26 protein-coding genes are annotated in these 26,958 nt (G+C 62.5%); 18 read left to right on the top strand and 8 right to left on the bottom strand.

What is annotated here, in order from left to right; translation table 11 throughout:
• Positions 1-83: 83 nt before the first annotated feature.
• The 4 genes from GQ59_RS03465 to GQ59_RS03450 all read left to right on the top strand — a co-directional run bounded on the left by GQ59_RS03465 (position 84) and on the right by GQ59_RS03450 (position 4,947).
• Positions 84-1,607, top strand: coding sequence for a sugar ABC transporter ATP-binding protein (locus tag GQ59_RS03465; protein ID WP_037077380.1), 1,524 nt, complete (start codon positions 84-86; stop codon positions 1,605-1,607).
• Entirely contained in the window at positions 1,607-2,608 is a 1,002-nt protein-coding gene (locus GQ59_RS03460) for an ABC transporter permease (protein ID WP_037077377.1), read from the top strand. The genes GQ59_RS03465 and GQ59_RS03460 overlap by 1 nt, the downstream gene beginning before the upstream one ends.
• A gap of 102 nt (positions 2,609-2,710) precedes the next feature.
• Positions 2,711-3,661: a substrate-binding domain-containing protein gene (locus GQ59_RS03455; RefSeq protein WP_037077375.1), complete on the top strand. Its 951-nt coding sequence runs from the start codon at positions 2,711-2,713 to the stop codon at positions 3,659-3,661.
• Positions 3,662-3,894: 233 nt separating this feature from the next.
• Entirely contained in the window at positions 3,895-4,947 is a 1,053-nt protein-coding gene (locus GQ59_RS03450) for a sugar phosphate isomerase/epimerase family protein (protein WP_037077373.1), read from the top strand.
• 265 nt (positions 4,948-5,212) lie between these two features.
• Here GQ59_RS03450 and GQ59_RS03445 read toward each other — a convergent pair whose 3' ends face one another.
• Positions 5,213-5,845, bottom strand: a complete 633-nt coding sequence (locus tag GQ59_RS03445) for a CatB-related O-acetyltransferase (protein ID WP_037077370.1) — start codon at positions 5,843-5,845, stop codon at positions 5,213-5,215.
• A gap of 199 nt (positions 5,846-6,044) precedes the next feature.
• On the opposite strand from GQ59_RS03445, the gene GQ59_RS03440 reads away from it, so the two are divergent.
• The 8 genes from GQ59_RS03440 (at position 6,045) to GQ59_RS03405 (ending at position 15,664) form a co-directional block, all read left to right on the top strand.
• Positions 6,045-7,217, top strand: coding sequence for a Gfo/Idh/MocA family protein (locus GQ59_RS03440; RefSeq protein ID WP_037077369.1), 1,173 nt, complete (start codon positions 6,045-6,047; stop codon positions 7,215-7,217).
• Between the two features lie 316 nt (positions 7,218-7,533).
• A complete protein-coding gene (locus GQ59_RS03435) occupies positions 7,534-8,922 on the top strand; it encodes a GH1 family beta-glucosidase (protein WP_037077368.1) in 1,389 nt (462 codons plus the stop codon).
• Positions 8,923-8,988: 66 nt separating this feature from the next.
• Positions 8,989-9,738: an EAL domain-containing protein gene (locus GQ59_RS03430; protein WP_037077367.1), complete on the top strand. Its 750-nt coding sequence runs from the start codon at positions 8,989-8,991 to the stop codon at positions 9,736-9,738.
• A gap of 327 nt (positions 9,739-10,065) precedes the next feature.
• On the top strand, positions 10,066-11,106 hold the full coding sequence (locus tag GQ59_RS03425; protein WP_037077364.1) for a methionine ABC transporter ATP-binding protein: 1,041 nt from the start codon (positions 10,066-10,068) through the stop codon (positions 11,104-11,106).
• Positions 11,096-11,764, top strand: a complete 669-nt coding sequence (locus GQ59_RS03420; RefSeq protein ID WP_037077361.1) for a methionine ABC transporter permease — start codon at positions 11,096-11,098, stop codon at positions 11,762-11,764. Before GQ59_RS03425 ends, GQ59_RS03420 begins: the two co-directional genes overlap by 11 nt.
• Before the next feature lie 75 nt (positions 11,765-11,839).
• Positions 11,840-12,616 carry a MetQ/NlpA family ABC transporter substrate-binding protein gene (locus GQ59_RS03415; protein ID WP_037077358.1) on the top strand — a complete coding sequence of 259 codons (777 nt, stop codon included), beginning with the start codon at positions 11,840-11,842 and terminating at the stop codon, positions 12,614-12,616.
• 119 nt (positions 12,617-12,735) lie between these two features.
• Positions 12,736-14,934 (top strand): bifunctional diguanylate cyclase/phosphodiesterase, encoded by a 2,199-nt coding sequence (locus GQ59_RS03410; RefSeq protein WP_037077356.1) that lies wholly within the window; start codon positions 12,736-12,738, stop codon positions 14,932-14,934.
• Positions 14,935-15,265: 331 nt separating this feature from the next.
• The gene (locus tag GQ59_RS03405; RefSeq protein WP_037077353.1) at positions 15,266-15,664 is read left to right on the top strand and encodes a RidA family protein; all 399 of its coding nucleotides are present in this window, start codon (positions 15,266-15,268) and stop codon (positions 15,662-15,664) included.
• Positions 15,665-15,709: 45 nt separating this feature from the next.
• Here the strand turns inward: GQ59_RS03405 and trhO are convergent, their stop codons facing one another.
• The 3 genes from trhO to GQ59_RS03390 are packed head-to-tail and all read right to left on the bottom strand — an operon-like array spanning position 15,710 to position 18,136.
• A complete protein-coding gene (gene trhO / locus GQ59_RS03400) occupies positions 15,710-16,654 on the bottom strand; it encodes an oxygen-dependent tRNA uridine(34) hydroxylase TrhO (protein WP_037077351.1) in 945 nt (314 codons plus the stop codon).
• Between the two features lie 23 nt (positions 16,655-16,677).
• Positions 16,678-17,664, bottom strand: a complete 987-nt coding sequence (locus GQ59_RS03395; RefSeq protein WP_037077348.1) for a CHAD domain-containing protein — start codon at positions 17,662-17,664, stop codon at positions 16,678-16,680.
• Positions 17,639-18,136 (bottom strand): CYTH domain-containing protein, encoded by a 498-nt coding sequence (locus GQ59_RS03390; protein WP_037077346.1) that lies wholly within the window; start codon positions 18,134-18,136, stop codon positions 17,639-17,641. Before GQ59_RS03390 ends, GQ59_RS03395 begins: the two co-directional genes overlap by 26 nt.
• Positions 18,137-18,301: 165 nt before the next feature.
• Here GQ59_RS03390 and GQ59_RS03385 point away from each other — a divergent pair, with 165 nt between their 5' ends.
• The 5 genes from GQ59_RS03385 to GQ59_RS03365 all read left to right on the top strand — a co-directional run bounded on the left by GQ59_RS03385 (position 18,302) and on the right by GQ59_RS03365 (position 21,209).
• Complete coding sequence (locus tag GQ59_RS03385) at positions 18,302-18,940, top strand: 2-dehydro-3-deoxy-phosphogluconate aldolase (RefSeq protein WP_037077343.1); 639 nt, start codon at positions 18,302-18,304, stop codon at positions 18,938-18,940.
• Between the two features lie 75 nt (positions 18,941-19,015).
• Positions 19,016-19,732 carry a tellurite resistance TerB family protein gene (locus tag GQ59_RS03380; RefSeq protein WP_037077340.1) on the top strand — a complete coding sequence of 239 codons (717 nt, stop codon included), beginning with the start codon at positions 19,016-19,018 and terminating at the stop codon, positions 19,730-19,732.
• Positions 19,733-19,749: 17 nt separating this feature from the next.
• Positions 19,750-20,172 carry a VOC family protein gene (locus tag GQ59_RS03375; protein WP_037077338.1) on the top strand — a complete coding sequence of 141 codons (423 nt, stop codon included), beginning with the start codon at positions 19,750-19,752 and terminating at the stop codon, positions 20,170-20,172.
• Positions 20,173-20,310: 138 nt separating this feature from the next.
• Positions 20,311-21,006, top strand: coding sequence for a GNAT family N-acetyltransferase (locus tag GQ59_RS03370; protein ID WP_037077336.1), 696 nt, complete (start codon positions 20,311-20,313; stop codon positions 21,004-21,006).
• Positions 21,003-21,209: a hypothetical protein gene (locus GQ59_RS03365; RefSeq protein WP_037077333.1), complete on the top strand. Its 207-nt coding sequence runs from the start codon at positions 21,003-21,005 to the stop codon at positions 21,207-21,209. Before GQ59_RS03370 ends, GQ59_RS03365 begins: the two co-directional genes overlap by 4 nt.
• A gap of 40 nt (positions 21,210-21,249) precedes the next feature.
• Here the strand turns inward: GQ59_RS03365 and GQ59_RS03360 are convergent, their stop codons facing one another.
• The 4 genes from GQ59_RS03360 to GQ59_RS03345 form a co-directional block, all read right to left on the bottom strand.
• Positions 21,250-22,305: a nickel/cobalt transporter gene (locus tag GQ59_RS03360; protein WP_037077331.1), complete on the bottom strand. Its 1,056-nt coding sequence runs from the start codon at positions 22,303-22,305 to the stop codon at positions 21,250-21,252.
• Positions 22,299-22,943 carry a DUF1007 family protein gene (locus tag GQ59_RS03355; RefSeq protein ID WP_037077329.1) on the bottom strand — a complete coding sequence of 215 codons (645 nt, stop codon included), beginning with the start codon at positions 22,941-22,943 and terminating at the stop codon, positions 22,299-22,301. The genes GQ59_RS03360 and GQ59_RS03355 overlap by 7 nt, the downstream gene beginning before the upstream one ends.
• A gap of 91 nt (positions 22,944-23,034) precedes the next feature.
• The gene (locus GQ59_RS03350) at positions 23,035-24,210 is read right to left on the bottom strand and encodes a glycosyltransferase (protein WP_051903752.1); all 1,176 of its coding nucleotides are present in this window, start codon (positions 24,208-24,210) and stop codon (positions 23,035-23,037) included.
• A 138-nt stretch (positions 24,211-24,348) separates the two neighbouring features.
• Positions 24,349-25,242, bottom strand: a complete 894-nt coding sequence (locus tag GQ59_RS03345; protein ID WP_037077328.1) for a LysR family transcriptional regulator — start codon at positions 25,240-25,242, stop codon at positions 24,349-24,351.
• 527 nt (positions 25,243-25,769) lie between these two features.
• On the opposite strand from GQ59_RS03345, the gene odc2 reads away from it, so the two are divergent.
• Positions 25,770-26,903 carry an ornithine/lysine decarboxylase gene (odc2, locus tag GQ59_RS03340; RefSeq protein ID WP_037078156.1) on the top strand — a complete coding sequence of 378 codons (1,134 nt, stop codon included), beginning with the start codon at positions 25,770-25,772 and terminating at the stop codon, positions 26,901-26,903.
• Positions 26,904-26,958 lie beyond the last annotated feature (55 nt).

The following is a 26,958-nucleotide window of genomic DNA, read 5'->3' as shown; positions in this document are numbered from 1 at the left end:
ATTATCATATACAGGCGTGCTGTCGGTAACGCAGCGGTTCGCTGTCGGGCCATGCGCTGCTCTATGGTCATGGGTGCTGCGCGATGAGTTCTGTGGAGGCGAGCCCCGTCGTGCCGCTCTTCGAAGCGACCGGCCTTTCCAAAACATTCGGCATCATCGAGGTCCTCAAGGACATCAATATCAATGTCCGCGCCGGCGAGGTTCACGCGATCATCGGCGAGAACGGCGCCGGCAAATCGACGCTGATGAAGATCATCGCCGGCAACCAGCCGCCGACCCGCGGAGAGATGAAGATCGACGGCGAGGTGGTCACCTTTTCCGGTCCGGTCGATGCGGAGCATCGCGGCATCGTGCTGGTGCACCAGGAAATCCTGCTGGCGCCGGACCTCACCGTCGCCCAGAACATCTATCTCGGCCGCGAGCTGCACAAGGGCGTCTTCATCGACGACCGCGCCATGAACGAAGGTGCCGCCAAGGCTGTCCGCGATCTCGGCAGCGATATCGATCCGAACACGATCGTCAGCCGCCTGTCGATCGCCCAGCGCCAGCTGGTGCAGATCGCCCGCGTGCTGCTGGTGCCGCATCGCATCGTCATCTTCGACGAGCCGACCGCGTCGCTCACACCCCATGAGACCGAGGCGTTGCTCAAGGTCATCCGGCAGATCCGCGCCAAGGGCGTCGGTGTGCTCTACATTTCCCACCGCCTGCCGGAGGTGAAGGAGATTGCGGACCGGGTGACCGTGCTGCGCGACGGAAGGCTTGTCGCCTCTCACAATACGAGCGAAATCCAGCCCGCGGACATGGCGCGGCTGATGGTCGGCCGCGACGTCGCGAAGCTCTATCCGGACCGGCATGCGGCCGCAGCCCGCGAGACGGTCCTCGAAGTCGAGCAGTTCAACGTCCCCGGTTATGCGCAGGACGCTTCGTTCCAGCTTAAAAAGGGTGAGATCCTCGGTTTTGCCGGTCTCGTCGGGGCTGGACGTACCGAGCTGATGGAGGGCATGGTCGGCCTTCGCCCGAGCCGCGGCACGGTCCGCCATCTCGGCAAGCCCGTCAATTTCAGGGACGTGCATGCGAGCCTCAAGGCCGGCATCGTCTATCTCTCCGAAGACCGCAAGGGCAAGGGCCTGCTGCTCACCAAAGACCTGATCGTCAACCTGACACTCGCGTCACTCAGCAAGTTTGCGGGCGTCCTGCAGATAGACCGCAAGCGCGAAAGTGCAGCGCTCGACAAGGCGATCCATGATTTCGACATTCGCACCGGCCGAAAGGATATCCTCGCGGGCCAGCTATCGGGCGGCAACCAGCAGAAGCTGCTGCTTGCCAAGATGATGCTGCTCGATCCGTCGATCGTCATCATCGACGAGCCGACGCGCGGCATCGATATCGGCAACAAGGAACAGATCTACAAATTCATCGCCAACCTGGCCGAGGAGGGGCGTTCGATCATCGTCGTTTCCTCCGAAATGCCGGAACTGATCGGCATCTGCGACCGCATCCTCGTCATGCGCTCCGGCCGGATCGTCGGCGAAGTGACGGGGGACCATATGAACGAAAACGAAATCGTCGTGCTCGCCACGGGCGTTACTAAAGGGGAGGCCGCGTGATGGCGAATGTCGTTAGCGAACCGGCCAAGGCACCGAAAACCTCCAAGGACTGGGACATGGCGGCGATCGCGCCGTTCATCGCGCTCGCCCTTCTCCTGGTGCTCGGCTATTTCGCCAACCCGAACTTCATGACGTCCGCCAATCTTCTGAACGTCGTGACGCGCAGTTCCTTCATCGCCGTCATCGCGCTTGGCGCGACATATGTGATCACTTCGGGCGGGCTCGACCTTTCGGTCGGCGCCATGCTCGCCTTCGTCGCCAGCCTGATGATCCTCTTCCTGAACTCGGGGACGATCGCCGACCCCGCGCTGGCGCTCACCGCCGGCATGGCGCTGGCGATTGCGATCGGCGCCGCCTGCGGGCTCGCCAACGGCCTGATCACCACGATAGGCAGGATCGAACCGTTCATCGCCACGCTCGGCACGATGGGCATCTATCGCGGCCTCACTACCTGGCTCAGCCAGGGGGGCGCCATTACCGTGCGCGACCGGGACATCATGGCGCTCTACCGGCCGGTCTATTCCGGTTCGTTCGTCGGCGTGCCGATCCCGATCATCGTCATCTTCGTCACCGCCGCCATCGCCGCCTTCGTGCTCTACCGCACCCGCTACGGCCGGCATGTCACCGCGGTCGGCTCGAACGAGGACGTAGCGCGCTATTCCGGCATTTCGATCAACCGGGTGCGCACCGTCACCTATGTCATCCAGGGGCTCTGCGTCGCGGTTGCCGTGCTGCTCTACGTGCCGCGCCTCGGCTCGACATCGGCGACAACAGGCAGCTTCTGGGAACTGCAGGCGATCACCGCGGTCGTCGTCGGCGGCACGGCGCTTCGGGGAGGGGTCGGGCGCATCTGGGGCACGATCTGCGGCGCCTTCATTCTGGAAATCGTCGGCAACATCATGCTGTTGTCCAACTTCGTCAGCGAATATCTGATCGGCGCCATCCAGGGAGCGATCATCATCATCGCCATGCTGGTTCAAAGGTCGCTGATGCGGAAATAGGCCGCTGAAGCGGATATAGGTCAAGACGCAAATTGACCGGGCTGATGGGTCGCGCCCGGTCCTGAAATACTAAAGACCCTGATATCGTGGGAGAGAGAAACAATGCGCAGACAAATTTTGGGACTGGCCGTGGCCTCGCTGGCGCTTCTCGCCGGCACCGCCTTCGCACAGGACAAGAAGGTGACGATCGGCGTTTCCATTCCGGCTGCCGACCATGGCTGGACTGCCGGCGTCGTGTTCCATGCCGAACGCGTCGCCAAGCTCCTGATGAAGGAGCATCCGGGCCTGAACGTCATCGTCAAGACCTCGCCGGACGCGGCGAGCCAGGCAAACGCCGTGCAGGACCTCGCGGTCCAGGGGCTCGACGCGCTGGTCATCCTGCCGTCCGATCCGGATCCGCTCGTCAACGCCATCCAGCAGGTCAAGGACAAGGGCACGTTCGTGGCGCTCGTCGACCGCGCGCCCTCCGTCAACGACAGCACCATCCGTGACCTCTACGTTGCCGGCAACAACCCGGCGCTCGGCCAGGTCGCCGGCGAATACATCAAGAAGACCACGCCGGACGCCCAGGTCGTCGTCATCCGCGGCCTGCCGATCCCGATCGACCAGCAGCGCCAGGACGGTTTCGACAAGGGCATTGCCGGCTCCAAGGTGAAGATCCTCGATCGCCAGTTCGGCAACTGGAGCCGCGACGACGCGTTCAAGGTGATGCAGGACTTCCTGACAAAGTATCCGAAGATCGACGTGGTCTGGTGCCAGGACGATGACATGGCCGTCGGCGTTCTCGAAGCCATCTCCCAGGCCAAGCGCACCGACATCAAGTATGTGGTCGGCGGCGCGGGCTCCAAGGACATGGTGAAGAAGGTCATGGACGGCGACAAGATGATCCCGGTCGACGTTCTTTATCCGCCGGCAATGGTGGCGACCGCCATGGAACTCACCGCCGGCAATTTCTACGACAAGGTTCCGGTGAGCGGCACCTACATTCTCGACGCCACGCTGGTGACGAAGGAAAATGCCAAGAACTTCTACTTCCCGGATTCGCCGTTCTGATAGCTAACACTGCCGTGCCCGCCTTTATTTTGGCAGGCACGGCCACAACCTCACCATCATTCCTGTGCTTGTCGCAGGAAGCCAGCCACGGCGCATCTGCGCCGTGAAAAGCCTCTTCCGCGCCCAAGACTTGTGCGCACTGGATTCCTGTGACAATCCCCGGATCAAGCCCGAGGACAGGAATGGGGGAGGAGAAGCAGTCCAGGCACGCCAATTTCTGAAGAGGAAACATCATGAAGACGATCAAGGGCCCGGCCATCTTTCTCGGCCAGTTTGCGGGCGATGCGGCGCCGTTCAATACCTGGGACGGGATCACCAAATGGGCGGCCGACAAGGGGTATCTCGGCGTGCAGGTGCCCACCTGGGCCGGCCAGCTCATCGACCTCAGACAAGCTGCCGCCTCCAAGGATTATTGCGACGAATTCGCCGGTGTCGCGCGCGCCAATGGCGTCGAGGTGACGGAGCTTGCGACCCATCTGCAGGGCCAGCTCGTCGCGGTACACCCGGCCTATGACGAAGCCTTCGACGGGTTTGCGGCACCTGAAGTGCGCGGCAATCCGAAGGCGCGCCAAGCTTGGGCCGTCGAGCAGGTGAAGATGGCGATCACCGCTTCGAAGCACCTCGGCATCAAGGCGCACGCGACCTTTTCCGGCGCGCTTGCCTGGCCCTACATGTATCCGTGGCCGCAGCGCCCGGCCGGTCTCGTCGAGACCGCCTTCGACGAACTCGCCAAGCGCTGGACGCCGATCCTCGACCATGCCGATTCCTGCGGCGTCGACATATGTTACGAGACGCATCCCGGCGAAGACCTGCACGACGGCGTCACCTTCGAGATGTTCCTGGAGCGGGTGAAGAACCACCCGCGCGCCAACATGCTCTACGATCCGTCGCATTACGTGCTGCAATGCCTCGACTATCTCGACAACATCGACATCTACAAGGACCGGATCAAGATGTTCCACGTCAAGGACGCGGAATTCAACCCGACCGGCCGGCAGGGTGTTTACGGCGGTTACCAGGGATGGGTCGGCCGCGCCGGCCGCTTCCGCTCGCCCGGCGACGGCCAGGTCGATTTCGGTTCGATCTTCTCGAAAATGGCCGCCAACGATTTCGACGGCTGGGCCGTGGTCGAATGGGAATGCGCGCTGAAGCATCCCGAGGATGGAGCCCGCGAAGGCGCCGAATTCGTGAAGGCGCACATCATCCGCGTCACGGAAAAGGCGTTCGACGACTTTGCCAGCGGCGGTACCGACGAGGCGGCCAACCGGCGGATGCTGGGGCTTTAACAGCTGAGCCGAGAGATGCCGTGTCTCCCCCTGCCGGGCATCTCCCCCACAAAGGGGGAGATCGGATGGAGTACTGTTGAGCCCCAATAAAATGGATGAGGCAAAGCGTCCGCGGTTGATCTCCTCGTGGAGGAGATGTCACGGGGTGACAGAGGGGCGTGGAGTTCCGATTTCAGTTTCGGGAGAAATTCATGGCAAACGAACTCAGGCAAGAACAGGCTCCCGAACTTTTCATCCGCCTTGCTGTGGGCGTGTCGTGATGTCGTCAAGCTCTCTTCAAGGCCACAAGATCGCCACTTTCGAGCGCGGGCAGATTTGCCGCTATCTTGTCGAACGACCAATTCCACCAGGCAAGCTCGAGAAGTTCGGCGATGATCTCCGCGGGGTAACGCATACGGATGAGACCTGCCGGATTTCCGCCGACAACCGCATAGGGTGGTACATCGTGCGCGACCACCGACGCCGCGGCGACGATCGCCCCATGGCCGATGTTCACACCGGGCATGATCGCGGCGTTGTGGCCGATCCAGACGTCATGTCCGATGATCGTGTCCCTGACCGGCAAGTCCTTGTATCCGAACGTCTCGGGTTTGAAGATGCGGAACGGATAAGTGGTAAAACCCGTCATCGGATGGTTTGCGGAACTGGTGATGAAATAGCTGCCCCTGGCGATCTGCACGAACTTGCCGATCACCAGCCGTTCCCGGCTGTCGCGGAAAAGGTAGGGCGCGAGTATGCCGGCGGTTTCGTCATGCTCTCCGGAATGGGTGAAGTAGCTGTAATCGCCGATCTCCATGCGCGGGTGATCGATGACGTTCTTCAGGTAAACCGTATCGCGGTAAAGCCTGCCGTCGGGAAGGGTAATGGGATGCGTGGCTGTCGCGTCGAGAAGGGGCATGACCGGACCTTTTCCATGGATTTTGCAAGAGGCGCCCTATCGTTCGACGGGCGGCTGTTTCAAATACGTGGAGCCTCAGCGGAGGCGGGGCTTGGTGTTCACGGTCGGGGTGTCCTTTTGTCTCGCGGCGGAAAACTAGCCTGATCGCAGGGCGAAATCCACCACAGGGTTTTCAAGAAATCGAATAAGGAGAAATATCATGGCAATCGAAGGCAAGGACGAACAGGCGCGGGAGCCGCGCATCCGGCTCGGAATGGTTGGTGGTGGAGCGGGGGCGTTCATCGGAGCGGTGCATCGCATGGCGGCCAGACTGGACGACCAGTTCGACCTGGTCGCCGGCGCGCTGTCGTCGGCGCCGGAAAAGGCGATCGCCTCGGGCCGCGATCTCGGTCTCGATCCGTCGCGCACCTATGGCTCCTACAAGGAGATGGCGATCCGCGAAGCGCGGCTGAAGGACGGCATCGAGGCGGTGTCGATCGTCACGCCGAACCACGTGCATTACGATGCGGCCAAGGAATTTCTGAAGCGCGGCATCCACGTCATCTGCGACAAGCCGCTGACCTCCAATCTCGCCGACGCCAGGAAGATGAAGAAGGCGGCTGACGAAAGCGGCGCGCTGTTCATCCTCACCCACAATTACACCGGTTATCCGATGGTGCGCCAGGCGCGCGAAATGGTCGCCAATGGCGATCTCGGGAAAATCCGCGTCGTGCAGGTGGAGTATCCGCAGGACTGGCTGACCGAGGCCGTCGAGCAGACCGGCGCCAAACAGGCCGTCTGGCGCACCGATCCGGCCCAGTCGGGCGCCGGCGGTTCGACCGGCGATATTGGCACGCATGCCTATAACCTCGCCGCCTTCATCACCGGTCTGACGCTCGAAAGTCTCGCGGCCGATCTTGACAGTTTCGTCGAGGGTCGCAGGCTCGACGACAACGCCCATGTGATGCTGCGCTACGAAGGCGGCGCCAAGGGCATGCTCTGGTGCAGCCAGGTGGCGCCCGGCCATGAGAACGGCCTGAAGATCCGCGTCTACGGAACCAAGGGCGGCATCGAATGGGTGCAGGCCGATCCGAATTATCTGTGGTTCACGCCGTTCGGCGAGCCGAAGCGCCTGATCACCCGCAACGGTGCCGGTTCCGGCCCGTCCGCCGCTCGCGTCAGCCGCATCCCGTCCGGCCACCCGGAAGGTTACCTCGAAGCCTTTGCAACCATCTACACGGAAGCCGCCCGCGCCATCAACGCCGTCAAGAAAGGCGTCGCGGTCGACAAGGCGGTCATCTACCCGTCCGTGGACGACGGCGTGAAGGGTGTGGCGTTCGTCGAGGCATGCGTTGCGTCCTCGAAGAAGAACGGGGCCTGGGTGAAGCTGTAAGCGGCTAAATAACAAACAAGGTCATGATTTGGCTGTGATAAATCATGACTTGTAACCCCTGCAGCCAAGAGTGAGGTAGCCCGAGGTAAGCGCGGCATCCCTAACCCTCCCCCTTGTGGGGAGGGTGGCCGGCAGCGGGAGGGGTTTCCTGCAGAAGATCCTCACGAGAAGAAGACTCTCCCCGCAACGGGGAGGAAGCAGGCAGCGGATCTGCAACGTTTCAGAATTCTCATCTGTACATCCGCGCGCCGCTTGGTTAAATCGCCGCGAAAGATGGTCCGGCAGACCTTGCGCAACCAGATATGGCGGCATTCCCATGACCAATCCCAAAACGCCCGATCCCCAAAAATTCGCGGCTGGGTTTCCCGGCGATTTCCTATGGGGCGTCGCCACGGCGTCCTACCAGATCGAAGGGTCCACCAAGGCGGATGGCCGCAAACCCTCGATCTGGGATGCGTTCTCGAAGATGCCGGGCCGGGTCTATCAGGGGCATAATGGCGACGTCGCCTGCGATCATTACAATCGCTGGGAACAGGATCTCGATCTCATCCAGGAAATGGGCGTCGAAGCCTACCGCTTTTCGATCGCCTGGCCGAGGATCATCCCAGACGGCACCGGCCGCATCAACGAACAGGGGCTGGACTTCTACGATCGCCTCATCGACGGCTGCAAGGCGCGCGGCATCAAGACCTATGCGACCCTCTATCATTGGGACCTGCCGCTTTCGCTGATGGGCGAGGGTGGCTGGGCGGCGCGCTCGACGGCCTACGCCTTCCAGCGTTACGCCAAGGTGGTGATGGCGCGGCTTGGTGACCGGCTGGATGCGGTTGCCACCTTCAACGAGCCCTGGTGCATCGTCTGGCTCAGCCACCTCTACGGCATTCATGCGCCGGGCGAGAAGAACATGCAGGCGGCGCTCGCCGCCATGCACCATGTCAACCTTGCCCACGGGCTCGGCGTCGAGGCGATCCGGCATGTGACGCCGGACGTTCCGGTCGGCACCGTCATCAACGCCGCGTCGATCATCGCCGGCTCCGACAGCCCGGCAGATCTCGCAGCCGCCGAGCGCGCCCACCAGTTCCATAACGGCGCTTTTTTCGATCCGGTCTTCAAGGGCGAATATCCGAAAGCGTTCCTGGAAGCGCTCGGGGATCGCATGCCGGTCGTCGAAGAGGGCGATCTCAAGATCATCAGCCAGAAGCTCGACTGGTGGGGTCTCAATTACTACAAGCCGGACCGGGTGCATGATGATGCGACGCGCTCCGGCGATTTCCCCTGGACGGTCGAGGCCAAGCCCGCCAGCGACGTCAAGACGGATATCGGCTGGGAAGTCTATGCGCCGGGCCTGAAACTGCTGGTCGAGGATCTCTACCGCCGCTACGAGCTGCCGGACTGCTACATCACCGAGAACGGCGCCTGCTACAACATGGAGCCGGCGGGCGGCGAGGTGGATGATCAGCCGCGTCTGGATTATTATGTCGAGCACCTTTCGGTGGTCGCCGACCTGATCAGGGACGGTTACCCGATGAAGGGTTATTTCGCCTGGAGCCTGATGGACAATTTCGAATGGGCGGAGGGCTACCGCATGCGGTTCGGCCTCGTGCATGTGAATTACGAGACCCAGGAACGGACAATCAAGAAAAGCGGCAAGTGGTACCGCGAACTCGCGTCGTTATTTCCGAAAGGCAACCATAAATCTGCGTAAATGCGAAGATCCTTTTTTAAGGGATGCTGTGATACCCATCGCCTTCTGATTGCTGGAGATAGTGCGATGGCTGGTTGCGTGGGATGCCGTGAGGGCGAGGGTTTCGAAATCCCATTTTCGATGGCTTTCCAGCCGATCGTCGATCTGCGAACCGGTACGGTCTTCGCGCAGGAGGCTCTGGTTCGCGGGCTCGGCGGAGAGGGCGCCATGTCGGTCCTGTCGCAGGTAACGGAGCATAACCGATATGCGTTCGACCAGCAGTGTCGCGTCAAAGCCATTCAGCTCGCGGCGCGCCTGGGCGCTGATTCTCCGGATACCAAGCTTTCCATCAATTTCATGCCGAACGCCGTCTACGAGCCGCGGGCCTGTATCCGACTGACGCTTGCGACGGCCACGCAGGCGGGTTTTCCGCTGGACCGGATCATTTTCGAGTTCACCGAGGGCGAGCAGGTGGATGTGAAACATCTCCTGAATATTCTGCGCACCTACAAGGACATGGGGTTCAAGACGGCGATCGACGATTTCGGCGCCGGTTATTCAGGGCTCAATCTGCTTTCGCAATTCCAGCCGGATATCGTCAAATTCGACATGGAGCTGATCCGCGGTATCGATCAGGACGCGGCCAAGCGCGTCGTCGTCAAACACAGCCTGGCGATGCTCGACGAATTCGGCGTCGTTGCCGTCTGCGAAGGAGTTGAAACGCATGAAGAGCTCAAGGTCCTGCGGGATCTCGGCGTGTCGCTCGTGCAGGGCTATGTTTTCAGCCGGCCTACCTTCGAGAGCTTTGCAAGTCCGGATCTGAAACTGGCGTCGTGACGCGGATTGCCGCTAATCCGTCCGAATATTTTCCATCCACCGCAATATCTGGAAATTCGTTTCTCGGCCCGGCGACGCTGCGGTGCAATAAGAGCACTGGATTGTCGGCCGAGTGGCGGCTGCGTGTGGACGAGACATGGGCAGACTATTATATCGACGCGTGAGCCGAATGTGTGACTGACCAGTGGGATGTTCCCCTTGTGTCACCGTTGCGCCGGCCGGTCCGTAAAAGAGTTTCCGATGTCCATAAAAGTTCAAACCCTGCTCGAGGCGCCGCACGGCGCCGTGTCGATACCGCCTGAACAACCACTGTCTTCACCAACGTCGATGGTTACTTTCGAAGCGGTGACGAAACGCTTCGGCGGTGCCGACGACAAGAGCCAGTTCACCGCGCTTGACGGCATCGACCTTTCCGTGGCGCGTGGCGCGATCACCGGCATTATCGGCCGCTCGGGCGCCGGCAAGTCGACCCTGATCCGCCTCGTCAACGGGCTGGAAAAGGCGACCTCCGGCCGCGTCGTCGTCGACGGTGTGGAGGTGGGCGGCCTGTCGGAAAACGGGCTTCGGGATCTGCGCCGCCAGGTCGGCATGATCTTCCAGCACTTCAATCTGCTCTCGTCGCGCACCGCCTTCGACAACGTCGCGCTGCCACTCGAAATCGCCGGCCTCGACAGACAGGCAATCCGTGCCAAGGTGGCGCCGCTGATCGATCTGGTCGGCCTCGGCGACAAGTCGGATCGTTACCCGGCCGAGCTCTCCGGCGGCCAGAAGCAGCGCATCGGCATTGCCCGGGCACTCGCCACCTCGCCGAAACTGCTGCTTTCGGACGAGGCGACCTCGGCGCTCGACCCGGAAACGACGCAGTCGATCCTGGCGCTTCTGAAGCGCATCAATGCCGAACTCGGCCTCACCGTGCTTTTGATCACCCACGAGATGGAGGTGGTGAAGACCATCGCCTCGGATGTGGCGGTGATCGACCGCGGCAAGATCGTCGAGGCCGGCCGCACGTTCGACGTGTTCACCGGTGCCAAGCATGAGACGACACGCTCGCTTCTGTCGGCAGCGCTCGGCACCAATCTGCCGGACTGGATTCGCTCCAACCTGAAGCCGCAGCCGTCCGCCGGCGACCGCGTCCTGGTGCGGCTGATCTTTTTCGGAGCGACGGCCTTCCAGCCGCTGACTGCGCGGCTGGTCACCGAACTCGGCGCCGACGTCAACATTCTCGCCGGCACGATCGAGGAAATCGCCGGCGAGCCCTATGGTTCGCTGGTTGTTGCCTATCCGGCCGACCCTGCCGTTCGGGAGCGCGCCGAACGCTTCTATGCCGCAACCGGCCTTTCCACGGAGGTGCTCGGTTATGTCGCCTGACATGCTCTTCAACCTGCTCCTGAAGGCGCTCGGCCAGACGATGCAGATGGTGGCGGTCGCCGGCATCATCGGCGCCTTGATCGGCCTGCCGATCGGCGTGTTCCTGGCGACCAGCGGCAAGGGCGAGCTCTTTCCCGCACCGGTCAGCAACCGCATCATCGGTGCGATCGTCAATGCGGCGCGCTCGACGCCGTTCATCATCCTGGTCGTGGCGATCATCCCGTTCACGCGCCTCGTCACCGGCACCTCGATCGGCACCTATGCGGCGATCGTGCCGCTGACGGTCGCGACCATTCCCTTCGTCGCGCGACTTGCCGAGGCGGCGATCCGCGAGGTGGACAAGGGCCTGATCGAGGCCGCCCGCGCCATGGGGGCGACGCCGCTGCAGATCGTCTTCAAGGTGCTGCTGGCGGAAGCCAAGCCCGGTCTGACGCTGGCGCTGACGCTCACCCTCGTCAGCCTGGTCGGCTATTCGGCCATGGTCGGCGCAGTCGGTGGCGGGGGCCTCGGCGATCTCGGCATCCGTTACGGCTACCAGCGCTTCATGCCGGACGTGATGCTGGCCGTCGTCGTGGTGCTGATCGTGCTGGTCCAGGCGATCCAGAGCGCTGGCGACGCGCTCGCACGCCGCTTCGACAAGCGCAACCGCAAGACCTGAGATCATTCCGAAAGCCAGCCTCCCAATACATACCCAAGAAGACTGGCGCATATAAGCAAACCCAAGGAGACACTTATGAAGAAGCTCATCATCGCCGCGGCACTCGCCGCCTTCGCCGCCGCCCCGGCTCTTGCCCAAGACATCAAGATCGGCGTCACCCCCGGCCCGCATGCGCAGATCATGGAAAAGGTGAAGGAAGTCGCGGCCACCAAAGGCCTCAACATCCAGATCCTCGAATTCTCCGACTACGTCGTGCCGAACCAGGCGCTGGCGGACGGCGAACTCAACGCCAATTCCTTCCAGCACCAGCCCTATCTCGACAACCAGGTCAAGGATCGCAAGTTCGACATCGTCAGCGTCGCTCAGACCGTCAACTTCCCGATGGGCGTCTATTCCAAGAAGGTGAAGAGCCTTGCCGACCTGAAGCAGGGCGCCACCGTCGCCATCCCGAACGACCCGACCAATGGCGGCCGCGCGCTGCTCATCCTCGCAGACCAGGGCCTGATCAAGGTCAATGCCGCCAAGGGCCTGAAGATCGGCCCGGCCGACGTGACCGAGAATCCGAAGAAGATCGAGTTCGCCGAACTCGACGCCGCCCAGCTGCCGCGTTCGCTCGACGATGTCGACGCTTCGGTCATCAACACCAACTACGCATTGGAAGCCGGCCTCAACCCGAAGACCGATCCGGTCGCCAAGGAAGGCGAAAAGGCCCCTTACATCAACATCATCGCCGTCAAGTCCAAGGACAAGGATGCGGCCTGGGTCAAGACGCTCGTGGAAGCCTATCACAGCGCTCCGGTGAAGGACTTCGTCAACACCCAGTTCAAGGGCGCCGTCATCGCCGCCTGGTAATAATATAGAATTTTCGAAAATACTTGGTGGGCCGGCTCTCAAGTGTGGGGGGCGGCCTTTTCCTTTAACGCTATCTGAAGGAATACCCGCGAAAGATGTAGGGATTCATGAGGTCTTAGATGCGGCTTCTTCCGTCCCGCTTTCGCCGCTCCGCAACACTTGGCCGTCGCTCCGCCGTGACGTCGATGCTGCTTGCATTCGCGGTGGTTGTGGTGCTGGTGACGATCTTCATCCTGACCGCGCTCGACCGCATCGCCGACTACGCCAATCGCCTTGACGACGAACGCTCGCGCGAGACGACCTCGGGCGCGATCCAGACGTTCCAGGAGCAGCTGCACGCGACGCTGAACGACTACGCGGCGTGGGACGACGCCGCCCAGTTCGTCTATGCAGGCGACGATGCCTGGGTCGTCGGCAACTATGGCGACATGACCGCCAACAGCGATCTTTTCGACGTGGCGCTGATCATGGATACGAATCGCAACGTTCTGATGGCCTATCAGGACGGCGCGCCGGTCACCTGGGCGCCGCGGAATTATTTCGACACCTCGCTCTGGACTCTGTTCGACAAGGCAAGCAGTGCCGGCGCCGAAACGGTGCCGGAGGCGGTGGGTTTCGTGGGGACCAAAAACGGCGTCGCGGCCGTTGGCGTGGCGCTCATCCGCCAGAAATCCGGTGAACTCGCCCAGCCCGTCGAAGGGCGCCGGTTCCTGATCTTTGGCCGCCATCTTGACGAGAAGAAGATCCTGAAGCTCTCGGAAACCTATGTCATCGGGGGGCTTCGTTTTGCCGGTGCGGGCGATACGATCCCCAACATGGTGGAGATCCGCAATATCCACGGCAAGGCGCTGCAGCGGCTCGTCTGGCATTCGCGCAAGCCGGGCGATATGGGATATGCCCAGGTCCGGCCGCTCGTCTATTGCGCGCTCGCCATGGTCGGCCTGTTCTTCCTGCTCCTCTTCGTCAGCGGCAGCAATACGCTCAATCGGCTGACGGCGGATGAGGCGGCCGCGCGGCATCTTGCCATGAGCGACCGGCTGAGCGGGCTGCTCAACCGCGCTGGCTTCTTCGCTTCCCTCGATGCGCTGGTGCTGCAGAGCCGCCGCAACAACAATGACGTGGCGCTGCTCTATCTCGATCTCGACGGTTTCAAGGAGGTCAACGATGCCTATGGCCACGGCACCGGCGACAAGCTTATCCGCGGCGTTGCTGCCGGCCTCAAGACGCTGGTCGGAGAGACTGCGATCCTTGCCCGTGTAGGCGGCGACGAGTTCGCCATCGCGCTCGCGGCCACGGATATCGGCCGGGCAGTGGAGACGCTGAGCGATCATATTCTCGGCTTCTTCGGCGAGCCCTTCGTGATCGGCGAAAGAGTCGCGACCATCGGCACCTGCATCGGCGTCGCAATCTCGCCGCGCGGCAAGGTCTCCGGCGAGGAACTGGTGCGGCGTTCCGACATGGCCATGTATCACGCCAAGGAAACCGGCCGCGGCCGGACAGAATATTACCGGCCGGAAATGGATGCCGAGCGCGAAGAGCGCAACCTGCTGGAGATCGACCTCAGGATCGCCATCGAGCGCCGCGAGCTCACCATCGTCTACCAGCCGGTGGTGGATGCCAGGACCTGGCGCATCATCGGAGTCGAGGCGCTGGCGCGCTGGCACCGCACCGGTTACGGCCCCGTATCTCCCGACGTCTTCATCCCGATCGCCGAATCGACCGGCCTCATCGACCAGCTCGGCCTGTTCGTGCTGCACCGCGCCTGCGAGACGCTGACGCTGTGGCCGGAACTCAAGCTCGCGGTCAACATCTCCCCCGGCCAGTTCCGCGATCCGGCATTTGCCGTGCACGTCGCTTCGGTATTCCGCAAGACCGGCGCCGATCCTTCCCGCATCACGCTCGAAATGACCGAGGGCTATTTCATCCAGAACCCGGAACGCGCCCGCGCTGCGCTTGCCAAGCTGAAGCAGCTCGGGGTGAAGATCGCACTCGACGATTTCGGCGCCGGCTTTTCGAGCGTCGGGTATCTGCGCCAGTTCGGCTTCGACCGGATGAAGATCGACAAGTCGCTGGTGCACGCGCTGGAAGAGGGCGGCCGCGCCGTCGATCTTCTGCAGGCGACCGTGGCGCTCGCCCGCTCGCTGGAAATCCCGGTCACCGCCGAGGGCGTCGAAACCGAGGCCGAGGCCATTCAACTGCGCCTGACCGGCTGCGACGAACTGCAGGGCTACATGTTCGGCAAGCCGATGTCGTCGCAGGAAATCGACATCATCTACCGCGGCAACCGCCTGCCGGGGGGCATGAGCGGGGCGGCGTAGTTTCATACGCCTGGCGCGGGGCACTGGGTTTTGAGGTCTGGATTCTCGGGTGAAGCCCGAGGATCGAGAGGTGGCGCTACGGGGCTCCAAAAGAGGCCTGGCGAAGTGCCGCTACACTGTCGTGGGCGGACGATTGAGACCACCTCTTCATTCCATATACGCCACGTATGCCAATTGACATACGTGGCGTATATTGAGATATGGGGCGCATACGCGGCGTATGTAAGCGTCCGTATGACGAAGCCAAGGCCGGACATCCAGCTCAAGCCGTGTGCACCATCCCCGGTGGCGTCGCGCTACGGAAACCGGCCTCCAATAAAGGAATGAAACAATGAGCACACGCGAGGCGATCTTCCCTGCCGGTCGGCATGCACTCTACGAGGAGCACCGCTATTCGGCGGCCATCCGCTCTGGAGACCTTCTATTCGTTTCCGGCCAGGTCGGCAGCCGGGTAGACGGTTCACCGGAACCCGACTTCGAGCGCCAGGTGCAACTGGCGTTCGACAACCTGACGGCCGTCCTGAAGGCGGCCGGCTGCACGTTTCAGGACATTGTTGACGTCACGACCTTCCATACCGACCCGCAGGCCCAGCTGGAAACCGTCATGGCCGTACGGCAAAAGGCGATCGGCGGGGCACCCTATCCGAACTGGACAGCGGTCGGCGTCACCTGGCTCGCCGGTTTCGATTTCGAAATCAAGGTGATCGCCCGCGTGCCGCAGGCGGCCTGAAACAGCAACGTTCCGCTCGCGCCAGCCGGCTGGCGCGGGCAAGCCTTAGCCGCCGATATGCCTCACGCCGCGCTTTTTGGCGAGCGCGATCTGGAGCTGCCGCTGGCGGTAGCGATCGCGGTCTTCCTCGGTGCGGGTCGGGTAGCAGTGGGAGCAGGAGACGCCTTCCTCGTAATGGGGCGACGTCACCTCTTCCGCGGTGATCGGGCTGCGGCAGGCGTGGCAGAGCTTGTGGTTGCCCTCCTTCAGCCCGTGCTCCACGGAGACCCGCTCGTCGAAGACGAAGCAGGCGCCTTCCCAGAGGCTTTCCTCTGCGGGCACTTCCTCCAGATATTTGAGGATGCCGCCCTTCAGGTGGAAAACCTCGTCAAAGCCCTGTTCCTTCATGAAGGCGGTGGCCTTCTCGCAACGGATGCCGCCGGTGCAGTACATGGCGATCTTCGGCTTGTTGTGGAGGCCGGGATTGTTCTTCACCCAGTCGGGAAACTCGCGAAACGTCTTGGTCTGCGGATCGACCGCGCCCTTGAAGATGCCGATCGCCGTTTCGTAGTCGTTGCGGGTATCTATGACGATCGTTTCCGGATCGGAAATCAGCGCGTTCCAGTCCTTCGGCTCGACATAGGTGCCGACGATGCGCTTGGGGTCGATATCCTCGACGCCCATGGTGACGATTTCCTTCTTCGGCCGCACCTTCATGCGCAGGAAGGGCATCTTCGACGCGCGGCTTTCCTTGTGCTCGAGGCCTGCGAATTCCGGCTGGGCCCGCAGATAGGCGAGAAGGCCTGATATCGCCGCGTCGGAGCCGGCAACCGTGCCGTTGATCCCCTCGCGGGCGATCAGCAGCGTGCCCTTGATGCCGTTCTCGTCGCAGAACGCCTGCAGCGGCTCGCGGAAACTGTCATAGCGGTCGAAACGCGCGAAATGATAGAGCGCGGCAACGAGCCAGGCGCCCGTCGCTTCCGAGCGGGTTTGAATGATGTTTTCGGTCATGGCGCTGAAATACAGTTTCCGGACTATCCGCGCAACGCGGTTTCTTTCTCGTGCGTCGCTACAGCCCTGTGCAGCTTTGCCGCACGGCGCTCCTTGCGCGGCGCGGTGGCCGCCTTTTCCCATAGCAGCGCGATCAGGCCGCTTTCCGTCTCGGCGCTGTCGGCGAACACCTCATGGGCCGCTTGCAGCGCCTCGTGCCGCAGCGCCTGCCGGCGGGTGATGATGGCGCCGAGCACCCGGGCCAGCGTGTCGCTGTCGCCGAACAGTTCCGGGTTTTCGTTCACGAGGCCGGTCAGCACCGAAAGATCGTGTTCGTGGCCGAGCAGATCGACCAGGGCCTTGGCCTGCTGCTGCTTGGCGAGCATGGCGGAGGGCCAGATCCCGCCGAGCAGCGACAGGTGCATCCAGTAGGTCTGGCCGCATTTGCGCAGCTCGTGATAGGTCTCCGCATCGCCGTGTTCCTCGCAGCCGGCGAATGCGCCGAGCGCCTTCTCGCGCTGGTCCTTCCAGGCCCTGGCGAGCCGTTTGGCCGTCTTGTGCGGATCGTCGTCGAGATCGAGGTCGTCGAGGGCCGCGATCGCCGCACGGCAGGTGTCGGCGGCGGCCGCCATCTTGGCCGGCAGGTCGTGTTCCTCCGAAGCGATCCGGTCACGACGTTCGGTCAGCGCCTTGGAGGCCGCGGTGAGGGCGGCAAGCTCTTCGGGAGAACCTGCATGGCCGGCGAGATAGTCGACCGTCTCGACCAGCGCGGTGGCGTCGCGCACGGCCGACAGCGTCTGCGCCATGTCGCGGATACGGGCGTTTTCATGCCGGCGGAACATTTTTGCGTCCGGCTGGATCAGCCGGTAGAGGGCGCGTACCCGCTTGAAGCGTTTTCGCGCGTCGTGCACTGCTTCGTGCGGCCCGTCCGGCTGGTCTTCCAGCAGCCGGATCGCGTGGGAAAGCTGGCTTTCCGCAACCGAGCGGAATTCGTCGGTAAAGGATTTAGCGGGCCGCAGACGGTACGCCATGACACAATTCTCCGCTCAAATCTTCGGTCGCCATCACCATGTTGGAATACCGCCGGTCGCCGGTGATCTCCTCGCCGATCCAGTCCGGAATGTCGGGCAGGGCACCCTCGTCCTCCACCTCGACCTCTGCGACGACCAGTCCCTTGTAGGCTCCGTCATAGACATCCACCTCCCAGGTATAGCCCTCGTGACGGACCTCGTGGCGGGTCTTTTGGAGCACCACGCCCACGGCGGCGTTTGCCATCTCCTCGGCGTCGCCAAGCGGAATCTCGTATTCGAATTCGTCGCGGGCAAGCAGTTCCCGACCGATCTTGATGGTCAGCTTGGCGCGCTTGCCGTCCATGATCCGCACCCGCACCGAACGGTCGTCGCCGGATGCGACATAGGCCTGCAGGAAATCGGAGGATGACGAGATCTCCGAGCGCCAGCCGTCGCTCTTCACCAGAAATTTCCGTTCGATTTCCTTGGCCATGCCTTGCCCGCCGCCTCGGGAACTTCAACAATTGTTGCAACCCTAGTGCAAACTCCGCTTTCCGCAAACCCGTTCGACGGCGAAGGCCTGTTTTTTCTCGACAATGACGGGCTTGAGAGGTATCTCGACCTCAAAGTTTCAATCGTTTTAGCGGAGACCTGACCCATGACCGGCAAGACGGAAAAGCTGCTTTCCATCCTGAAACTGCAGCCGGTGGTGCCGGTGCTGATCGTCGACGATGCCAAGTCGGCGGTGGGTCTGGCGCGGGCGCTGGTCGCCGGCGGCCTGAGGGCGATCGAGATCACCATGCGCACGCCGGCCGCACTCGATGCGGTCAAGGCGGTGGCCGCCGAAGTTGAAGGCGCCAATGTCGGCGCAGGCACCATCCTCAACGCCCGCGACTACGAAGCGGCCGTCAAGGCAGGCTCGACCTTCATCGTCTCGCCCGGCGTGACCCCCGGCGTGCTTTCGGCCGCCAAGGACTCTGCCGTGCCGCTTCTGCCGGGTGCTGCGACCGCCAGCGAAGTGATGACGCTGCGCGAGGCCGGCTACGCGGTGCTGAAATTTTTCCCCGCCGAACAGGCCGGCGGTGCCGCCTACCTGAAGGCACTGTCGTCGCCGCTCGCCGGCACGCTGTTCTGCCCGACCGGCGGCATTTCGCTGAAGAACGCCAACGACTACCTGTCGCTGCCGAACGTCATCTGCGTCGGCGGTTCCTGGGTTGCGCCGAAAGAGCTGGTCTCGGCAGGCGACTGGGCCGGCATTACCAAGCTCGCGTCGGAAGCGGCGGCGCTGAAGGCGTAAAACCCCGCAACCCGTCTTTGTAATTTCACAATCGCATCCCTATCTTTCCCCGGAAACACAACAGGGAGATGTGCGATGTTCGACGCGAAGAAACTTCTCGACCAATTTCTGGGGTCACAGATTCCGGGCATGTCGGGGGGAAGCGTGAGAGACCGGGCAGGGCAAGCGACCCAGCTGGCCAAGAGCAATCCGCTCGCCACCGGCGCGATCCTCGCGGCCGTCCTCGGCACCAAGACCGGCCGCAACATCGCCGGCAATGTTGCCGCCGTCGGCGGCATCGCGGCGATCGCCGGCCTCGGTTATCTCGCCTACAAGAACTATCAGTCCGGCAAGTCTCCCGAAGCCGTACCTCAGCCCGCGCCTCAGGCCGACAAGCCGCTGCTTTCGCCGCCGGCCGATTCGCCCTTCCATCCGCAGTCTCCTGCCCTCACCAACGATTTCGCGCTGACGCTGGTGCGTGCGATGATCGCCGCCGCCAAGGCCGACGGGCATATCGATGCCGGCGAGCGCGCCAACATCATGGACAAGGTGCATGCGGTCGATCTCGGCGCCGAGGCCGAAGCCTTCATCGAGAACGAACTCGCCAATCCGGTCGATATCGACGACCTCGTGGCCGCTGCCCGCACTGAAGAGCAGAAGGTCGAGATCTACGCCGCCTCGCGGCTGACCATCGATCCGGACACCCGCGCCGAACGCGGTTATCTCGATCTGCTCGCCGGCCGCCTCGGATTGGATGATGCGCTGATCGCCCATATCGACGCGACGGTATCCGCGGCCAAGGTCACGGCGTAAGGCGGCCCGTCGTGGCAATGCCTTTTTCTCCTGTCGGCATCGATCATGTCGTCCTTCTGATCGACGACATGGAGCGCGCGCTGGATTTCTATTGCGCCGTCCTGGGCTGCCGGCCGGGTTATTCGTACCCGGCCCTCGGGATGGAACAGGTCTGGTGCGGGTCGTCGCTGATCGTTTTATGGGACATAACGCATCCGGGCGGGAAAAAGGCTTCTCCGCCGGTCGCCGGTGGCCGCAACGTGGATCACATCTGCATCGCCACCAGCCCCTTCGATCACGACGAACTGCGCCTGCATTTGCAAAGCCACGGTGTCGAAATCTCTCAGGAGGCTTTCCACGGCGGGGCTCGAGGCATGGGGCATTCGTTTTATATTCATGATCCGTTCGGCAATAAGATCGAGATCAAGGGGCCGGCGGAATATCCGGATGGGCGACCTTGACGACGAAGTCATAGTCTTCAATCTGCCTTCGCGCGTCTTCGCGATCTCTTGTAACCTAGCCGGTGGGCAGGGCCTTGCCCACCGGTTGCCTTTCCCCCGTTGCTGGCCTAAGCCTCAGCCACGATGCAAGAGGCTGATATGCGCGATCTGAAGAACTACAAAGTTGCCGCCCCGGCTCCTGTCACCCTCAAGGGCCGGTTCGTGACGCTCGAACCCTATGACAGGGACACCCACCTCCAGGCGCTGTGGGACGGGCTCGGCGGCGCCGAGGGCATCAATCCGCTTCTCAAATATTTCCCCAACGATGATTTTGCCGATGTCGGTGCCTTCGGGGACTGGCTGGAAAACGCCCGCGTCCATTCGAATTTCGTAACGCTCGTCTCGCGCGACAACGCCACCGGCAAGGTGGTCGGTATGGCAAGCTACATGCGGCCGGACCCGAAGAACGGCGTCATAGAGGTCGGCTCCGTCGCGCACGGCGCCGACATGAAGCGTTCGCCGCTATCGACCGAAGTGCACTACCTGATGGCCAGGCACGTGTTCGAAGGGCTCGATTATCGCCGCTACGAATGGAAATGCCATAACGAGAACGAGCCGAGCAAGGCATCCGCCCGTCGCTACGGCTTCACCTTTGAAGGCGTGTTCCGCCAGCACGTCATCTCCAAGGGCGCCAATCGCGACACCGCCTGGTTTTCGATGATCGATGGGGAGTGGCCGCTCCTGAAAGCCGCTTTCGAAGCATGGCTTTCGCCCGAGAATTTCGAGGCGGACGGCACCCAGAAGCGGCGGCTGGAAGATATCCGCGCGCAACTCGCAAAAGGAGCAAGCGCATGACGCCCGAGGTAAAATCGCAGGCAATCGCCGCGGCGGTGATCCTCGCAGGCATCGGATTGGTGATCTATTTCCTGCCGACGGTCGTCATGTGGATCGCCCAGTTTTCCCCGGTGCTGGCCGTCGTCGTCGGCTCGATACTGCTGCTCGGTTTCTTCGCGATCTTCTGGCTGCGGGCACGCTACCAGCGTAATCGCGGTCGCTAAAGGGTCCGCACCGCGGATTCGCGTCGGAGAGGTGGCGGCGTCAGGCCTGCAGGGCGGCGCCGAGCAGCGACAGGCCGACCAGCAGCACGAACAAGGCACCGCCGATCTCGATCGCATGGGTGACACGCCGCCCAGTGCGCGAGCCGGGGCCGGCAAAGCGGACGGCGAGGTCCTTGGCGGTGACGGCGAGCGTGGCGAGGATGGTGACGGTGATTGCCGTTCCGATCGACATGGCGAGAACCGAGAGCACGCCGCCGAGATAGAGGCTGTTCAAAAGCGCGAAGCTCATCACCAGGATGGCGCCGGAGCAGGGGCGCAGGCCGACCGCAACGATCGCCGACCAGGCCTCGGGCAGGCTGAAATCCCTGGACTTCAGAAGGGCGGGATCGGGCATGTGGCTGACGCCGCAGGTCTCGCAGTAATCGCCGGTTCCCCTGTAGTCGTGGTCGTCGATCTCGACTGCCTGGAAATTGAGCCCGGTGGCGCCGCGCCCATTCCCGGCGGGGGCTGCCATGGGCATGCTGACGACACGCATCCGAAGCGCCCGGATCTTCTTCACCAGCAGCCAGGCGCCGAACAGGGCGACCATGGCGAAGCTGGCGATCTCCATCGCCTGGGTCGCCGCCGTCATGGTGATGCCCGAACCGCGCAGCACCAGATAGGCCGCACCGACCAGCAGGACTGCGACCACCCCCTGCAGCAGCGCGGAGATGAAGGAGATGACGACGCCGCGCCGGAGTTCGACCTCGTTGGCGATCATGTAGGAGGAGATCACCGCCTTGCCGTGGCCGGGGCCGGCGGCATGGAAGACGCCATAGGCGAACGACAGCCCGATCAGGCCGGACAAGGCCCAGGGATCCTCGCGCATCGCCTTCAGCGAGCCGGTCAGCGCCCGGTAGAAGGATTGCTGGTAAAAATTGATCCAGGCGAAGAACGGGCCGAGCGGCCCGCCGATCGAGAACGAGGGTTCGGCCGAACCGACGCCGAGCGGTGATTGCGCATGCGCCGAACCCGTCATCAGGGTGCTTGCCGCCGCGACAACGAGGAGGGCAGGGATCATGGCCGAAGGGGAAAGGGCACGGCGGATCGTCAGCATGTCAGTTCCAGTCGGGTGGCGAAAAGCTTCGACATATCGGTGCCGGTCGGGTCGTTGAAGAACGCGTCCGTCAGCGACTTGCTGTTCTGCGAGATCACTTCGTCTGGGTCGGGGCGCACCACCTTGTGCTGGCAATGCGAAAAGCCGTCGCCCTTGACGCTCAGGTCGCCGTCGGTCGGGAAGTCGATCGAGGTGTACATGGAAGGATCGTAGATGCCGAAGGTCAGTCGGCCCTTGAGCGGCACCGGCTTTTCGGGCTTGACCGCAAACAGGACAAGGAGCTGGTTGCCGTCGAGCGAGACGTGGATCACGTCCGGCTTCTGCACCCCGACGGTCGCGCCGTTCATGGTAATCGTCGTGAAATAGTGGTAGTCGCCGAGCGACTTGCGCATCACCTCGCCGAGCGCCGCAAGTTCCTTCGCGTCGAGCTTCAGGTCGGTGTTCTTGTCGAAATCCAGCAGCACGCTCGACGAAAAGACCTCGTCGAACCGCCAGACATTGTGCAGTTCGGCGACGTTGCCGTCGGTTCCGGCCACCACTTCGAGCCGCGCTTCGGCGAAGATATGCGGATGGGCGACAGCTGGCAGTGGAAGACAGGCAGCCGTCAGCGCGGCAATGGTCAAGACTCGATATCGCATTCGCCGTGTGGCTCCCGGTTCGTCCGCTCTTGCAGTGCAGCGCAAATGAGACGGAATTTCGACTCGAACGGGTCTCATGTCCAGCCCCGGTCTAGTGCCGGGTGAGATTTTCCAGATGCTCCATGCGTTTGCGGAACTGGCTCTCGAAATCCCAGCCCTGGGCGAACTGAAGCGCGTTTTCGGCCCGCTCCACAATGGATGCGCGGTCCTTGTCCAGGGCGGCCAACCGGTCGGCCATCGCCCTGATGTCGCCGAGCGGCGCGATCCAGCCGGCTTTCGCCTCGGCCATCAGTGCCGACCACATCCTGTTGTCGTAACCGACGATCGGAACGCCACAGCCCATCGTCTCGATATAGGTGCAGGAGGGATCCGACTGCCTGTGGCAACTGAGGAAGATATCGGCTTGGTTGCGCGTCAGGGGTACGAGTTCCCGCTCGAAATCGACCGGATCCTTGAGGAAGACGCAGTCCTGAAGCCAGTGCTTGTGGATGTCGGCGCTGATCGCACCGGAAAGGCTTCCCTCGCCGTAGATCGTCAGGGTGAAATCGACGCCCCGTTCGCCAAGCAGTCTGGCGATCGGAACGAGGTCCTGCGCGCCCTTCATCGGTTCGAGCCGCCCGGAATGGATGAGCCGTAACGGCTCGCCGCTCAGGAGATGCCGTTTTCGGGCGTTCATCTCCTGCGGCGTCGCGAACATCGCCGGTTTCATGCGGTTGTCGAGGTAAAGGAGCTGGCTGCCGCCCATGTCGCGGTAGGCGGTGTGGGCCGGGTAACCGTTCGCCTGGATGCCGCGGGCGGCGCGGAAGGCGCGTTTGCGCTTGTATTCCTGCATCACCGTCCAGGCCATGCCGTAGATTTTACGCGGCAGGCTGCGCGTGTCGTCGAGCGAGATGATCTGCAGCCGGGTCTGGTGGGTGTATTCGATCGAGTAGACCACGGCGCTTCGGGCTTTCCGGATCGCCTCGGGGGCTAAGAGGTCGAGGTAGGAATCTCCCGACAGCAGCGCGAGGTCGAAATCGGCGAGATGGTCCACCGATACCCGTTCCTCCGGTTCCAGGATGCGCACCCGGAAATCGAGCTCGCCGATGTCGTAACGATCGCCGAAAGGTATGTCGGTCGCACCGCGCCGGATGAAGCAGGTGACCGGCCCCGACCAGTGCTGCACATGCAGTGCCATGCCCGAGACGAACTTCTTGTCGAGCACCAGCTTGCCGCTCCCGGCCTCGATCACCGGGGCCGACACGAACATTGCCAGGCTTTTCTGCATGGATATCGATCCTCCGCGGTCCCAGGCACTTCGAACACCGGCCCAATATGCGGATCGGAAACAAGCGCGGGCAAGCCGGCCAATAGGCCGACATGCCGCGGAGGCGTTACCTCATTCGCCGTAGGCGCCTCGTATTCGTCAATGCTGGCGGCGGAACCAGGTGGAGAGGAAGTCGACGAAGCTCCTGACCTTGGCCGGCAGGTAGCGGCGATGCGGATAGACCGCATAGATGCCGCGGTCCTTGGCAATATAGTCGTCGAACAGCGTCACCAGTTCGCCCGACTGGATCGAGGCGTTGGCGATGAAATCGGGGATGATCGCGACGCCGAGGCCGGCGCGGGCGGCACGCAGCGTCGCCTGCGGGCTGTTGATCTCGACCGGGCCGCTTACGGCGACCGAAATGGTCGAGCCGTCCTTGTCGGTGAACCGCACATTGTTGTGCCAGCGGGAATTGGTGTCGATGATGAAGGGGACGCGGTTCAGATCCTGGGGGTGTTCGAGCGGGCCGTATTTGGCGACGAAATCGGCGGTCGCCACGGTATAGACCCGGAAGTCGGAGAGTTTTCTGGCGATAAGGCCCGAATCCTCGAGCTTGGTGATGCGGATCGCGAGGTCGAAATTTTCCTCGATCAGGTCGACGAAGCGGTCCTCGGCGACGATTTCCAGCGATACTTCCGTGTGGCTCTTGGCGAAATCGATCAGCGACTGGCCGACCTCGGCGTCGACGAAGGTCCGGGGCACGGAAACGCGCAGGCGTCCCTTCAGATCGGCATTGTTCTCGCGCACCAGGTCGGCGAGATTGTCGATCTCTTTCAGGATGTCGGCGGCGGTCCTGTAATAGGTGTGGCCGGCCTCGGTCATCGAGAACTGGCGGGTGGTGCGATTGAGCAGCAGGGCGCCCAGATCGTCCTCCAGTTCGCGCACATATTTCGAGAGCAGGGCCTTCGACCGTCCGGTCCGCCGGGCTGCGGCTGAAAAGCCTTCTGCTTCAACCACATCGATGAAGGCCCGCATGCGCGTTAGAGTGTCCAAATGTCGCCCCTTTTGGTCTGGTCGATCCTAGTTGGGATTTTGCACGGAATTGTGCAATGCGAATTTTCGGCGACGGGCAAAAAAACTCTTGATTATGACCGCGAATATTCTTATCTCCCGGTCAGCCCAAAGTCGCACGTGCCCGTGGGTGTCCGCCGGCCCTCTATTTGGTGAGGTCATCGGTAAGGTACCTGGAACTAACCCCTCCAGTCGCTATTCCGGCCATCCGGGAAATGCGAGGACATCTGAAGCAACGACGGTGCGGGCCTTTTTGTTCTCTCCCTGCTTTCCATCAGCGGGGGTTACTGAAGAGGCACACCATCATTGCCGGAAGTGCGGTAGGGACCTCCCTCCAATCCATGGCAGACAAAGCCGGATCATTGTTCGTGGCAGAACGCTGATCCACTTATCGCGCGTTTGAGCGTGTCAAGGAACCGGTGTCTCCACCGATCGGGTCCTGGCGCATTCTCATTCGTCCTTTGTCCTCCGGTTCACAGCCGGAGCTTTGAGATTTGAAGGGACTGACCATGACCACTGCTCGCATCCTTGACTTCATCAAGACCCAGCGTCCCGAAGGACCGTTTCTTGTTGTCGATCTCGACGTCGTGCGCGACAATTTCAACGCCTTCCGTCATGCACTGCCGGACAGCGCGATCTATTACGCGGTCAAGGCCAACCCGGAACCGGCAATCCTGAAGCTGCTCGCTTCGATGGGTTCCAACTTCGACTGCGCCTCGGTCGCCGAAATCCAGATGGCGCTCGACGCCGGCGCGTCCGCCGACCGTATCTCGTTCGGCAACACGATCAAGAAGGAACGCGACATCGCTCGCGCCTTCGCGCTCGGCGTCGGCCTCTATGCCGTCGACAGCCATGAGGAAGTCGAAAAGATTTCCCGTGCCGCTCCCGGCGCGAAGGTATTCTGCCGCGTGCTGACCGATGGCGAAGGCGCCGAATGGCCGCTGTCGCGCAAGTTCGGCTGCGTGCCGCAGATGGCCGTCGACGTGCTCGTCTACGCGCACCAGATGGGCCTTGAGTCCTACGGCGTGTCCTTCCATGTCGGCTCGCAGATGACCAAAGTCGATGCCTGGGATGCGGCTCTTGCCGATGCCAAGCGCGTCTTCGGTTCGCTCGCAAAGCAGGGCATCGTTCTGCAGATGGTCAACATGGGCGGCGGTTTTCCGACCAAGTACCTGCGCGACGTGCCGAAGGCCGAGGAGTACGGCAAGGCGATCTTCGCTTCGCTGCGCAAGTATTTCGGCAACAACCTGCCGAAGACGATCATCGAGCCGGGTCGCGGCATGGTCGGCAATGCGGGCGTCATCAAGGCTGAAGTCGTCCTCGTGTCGAAGAAGTCGGACAACGACAACCACCGATGGGTCTTCCTCGACATCGGCAAGTTCGGCGGTCTGGCCGAAACCATGGACGAGGCCATCCGTTACCCGATCCGCACCGAGCGGGACGGCGACGAGATGGAACCCTGCGTTCTCGCCGGCCCGACCTGCGACAGCGCCGACGTGATGTACGAGAAGAACATGTATCCGCTGCCGGTGACGCTCACCATCGGTGACGAGGTTCTGATCGAAGGCACCGGCGCCTATACGACGACCTACTCGGCCGTCGCCTTCAACGGTTTCGACCCCCTGAAGGCCTACGTCATCTAAGCTTGGCTGACGTATCACTTCCGCCGGCCCCGTAACCAGCCGGGGCGGCAAATTC

It is taken from the genome of Neorhizobium vignae (genome assembly GCF_000732195.1).
GTDB lineage: Bacteria > Pseudomonadota > Alphaproteobacteria > Rhizobiales > Rhizobiaceae > Neorhizobium > Neorhizobium vignae.
This window is presented reverse-complemented; position numbering and strand designations above follow the sequence as displayed.

What these genes read in the sequence shown, in the direction of transcription:
- GQ59_RS03465 (WP_037077380.1), top strand. Translation starts at nt 84, where the DNA reads ATGAGTTCTGTGGAGGCGAGCCCCGTCGTGCCGCTCTTCGAAGCGACC.
- GQ59_RS03460 (WP_037077377.1), top strand. Translation starts at nt 1,607, where the DNA reads ATGGCGAATGTCGTTAGCGAACCGGCCAAGGCACCGAAAACCTCCAAG.
- GQ59_RS03455 (WP_037077375.1), top strand. Translation starts at nt 2,711, where the DNA reads ATGCGCAGACAAATTTTGGGACTGGCCGTGGCCTCGCTGGCGCTTCTC.
- GQ59_RS03450 (WP_037077373.1), top strand. Translation starts at nt 3,895, where the DNA reads ATGAAGACGATCAAGGGCCCGGCCATCTTTCTCGGCCAGTTTGCGGGC.
- GQ59_RS03445 (WP_037077370.1), bottom strand. Translation starts at nt 5,845, where the DNA reads ATGCCCCTTCTCGACGCGACAGCCACGCATCCCATTACCCTTCCCGAC.
- GQ59_RS03440 (WP_037077369.1), top strand. Translation starts at nt 6,045, where the DNA reads ATGGCAATCGAAGGCAAGGACGAACAGGCGCGGGAGCCGCGCATCCGG.
- GQ59_RS03435 (WP_037077368.1), top strand. Translation starts at nt 7,534, where the DNA reads ATGACCAATCCCAAAACGCCCGATCCCCAAAAATTCGCGGCTGGGTTT.
- GQ59_RS03430 (WP_037077367.1), top strand. Translation starts at nt 8,989, where the DNA reads ATGGCTGGTTGCGTGGGATGCCGTGAGGGCGAGGGTTTCGAAATCCCA.
- GQ59_RS03425 (WP_037077364.1), top strand. Translation starts at nt 10,066, where the DNA reads ATGGTTACTTTCGAAGCGGTGACGAAACGCTTCGGCGGTGCCGACGAC.
- GQ59_RS03420 (WP_037077361.1), top strand. Translation starts at nt 11,096, where the DNA reads ATGTCGCCTGACATGCTCTTCAACCTGCTCCTGAAGGCGCTCGGCCAG.
- GQ59_RS03415 (WP_037077358.1), top strand. Translation starts at nt 11,840, where the DNA reads ATGAAGAAGCTCATCATCGCCGCGGCACTCGCCGCCTTCGCCGCCGCC.
- GQ59_RS03410 (WP_037077356.1), top strand. Translation starts at nt 12,736, where the DNA reads ATGCGGCTTCTTCCGTCCCGCTTTCGCCGCTCCGCAACACTTGGCCGT.
- GQ59_RS03405 (WP_037077353.1), top strand. Translation starts at nt 15,266, where the DNA reads ATGAGCACACGCGAGGCGATCTTCCCTGCCGGTCGGCATGCACTCTAC.
- trhO (WP_037077351.1), bottom strand. Translation starts at nt 16,654, where the DNA reads ATGACCGAAAACATCATTCAAACCCGCTCGGAAGCGACGGGCGCCTGG.
- GQ59_RS03395 (WP_037077348.1), bottom strand. Translation starts at nt 17,664, where the DNA reads ATGGCGTACCGTCTGCGGCCCGCTAAATCCTTTACCGACGAATTCCGC.
- GQ59_RS03390 (WP_037077346.1), bottom strand. Translation starts at nt 18,136, where the DNA reads ATGGCCAAGGAAATCGAACGGAAATTTCTGGTGAAGAGCGACGGCTGG.
- GQ59_RS03385 (WP_037077343.1), top strand. Translation starts at nt 18,302, where the DNA reads ATGACCGGCAAGACGGAAAAGCTGCTTTCCATCCTGAAACTGCAGCCG.
- GQ59_RS03380 (WP_037077340.1), top strand. Translation starts at nt 19,016, where the DNA reads ATGTTCGACGCGAAGAAACTTCTCGACCAATTTCTGGGGTCACAGATT.
- GQ59_RS03375 (WP_037077338.1), top strand. Translation starts at nt 19,750, where the DNA reads ATGCCTTTTTCTCCTGTCGGCATCGATCATGTCGTCCTTCTGATCGAC.
- GQ59_RS03370 (WP_037077336.1), top strand. Translation starts at nt 20,311, where the DNA reads ATGCGCGATCTGAAGAACTACAAAGTTGCCGCCCCGGCTCCTGTCACC.
- GQ59_RS03365 (WP_037077333.1), top strand. Translation starts at nt 21,003, where the DNA reads ATGACGCCCGAGGTAAAATCGCAGGCAATCGCCGCGGCGGTGATCCTC.
- GQ59_RS03360 (WP_037077331.1), bottom strand. Translation starts at nt 22,305, where the DNA reads ATGCTGACGATCCGCCGTGCCCTTTCCCCTTCGGCCATGATCCCTGCC.
- GQ59_RS03355 (WP_037077329.1), bottom strand. Translation starts at nt 22,943, where the DNA reads ATGCGATATCGAGTCTTGACCATTGCCGCGCTGACGGCTGCCTGTCTT.
- GQ59_RS03350 (WP_051903752.1), bottom strand. Translation starts at nt 24,210, where the DNA reads ATGCAGAAAAGCCTGGCAATGTTCGTGTCGGCCCCGGTGATCGAGGCC.
- odc2 (WP_037078156.1), top strand. Translation starts at nt 25,770, where the DNA reads ATGACCACTGCTCGCATCCTTGACTTCATCAAGACCCAGCGTCCCGAA.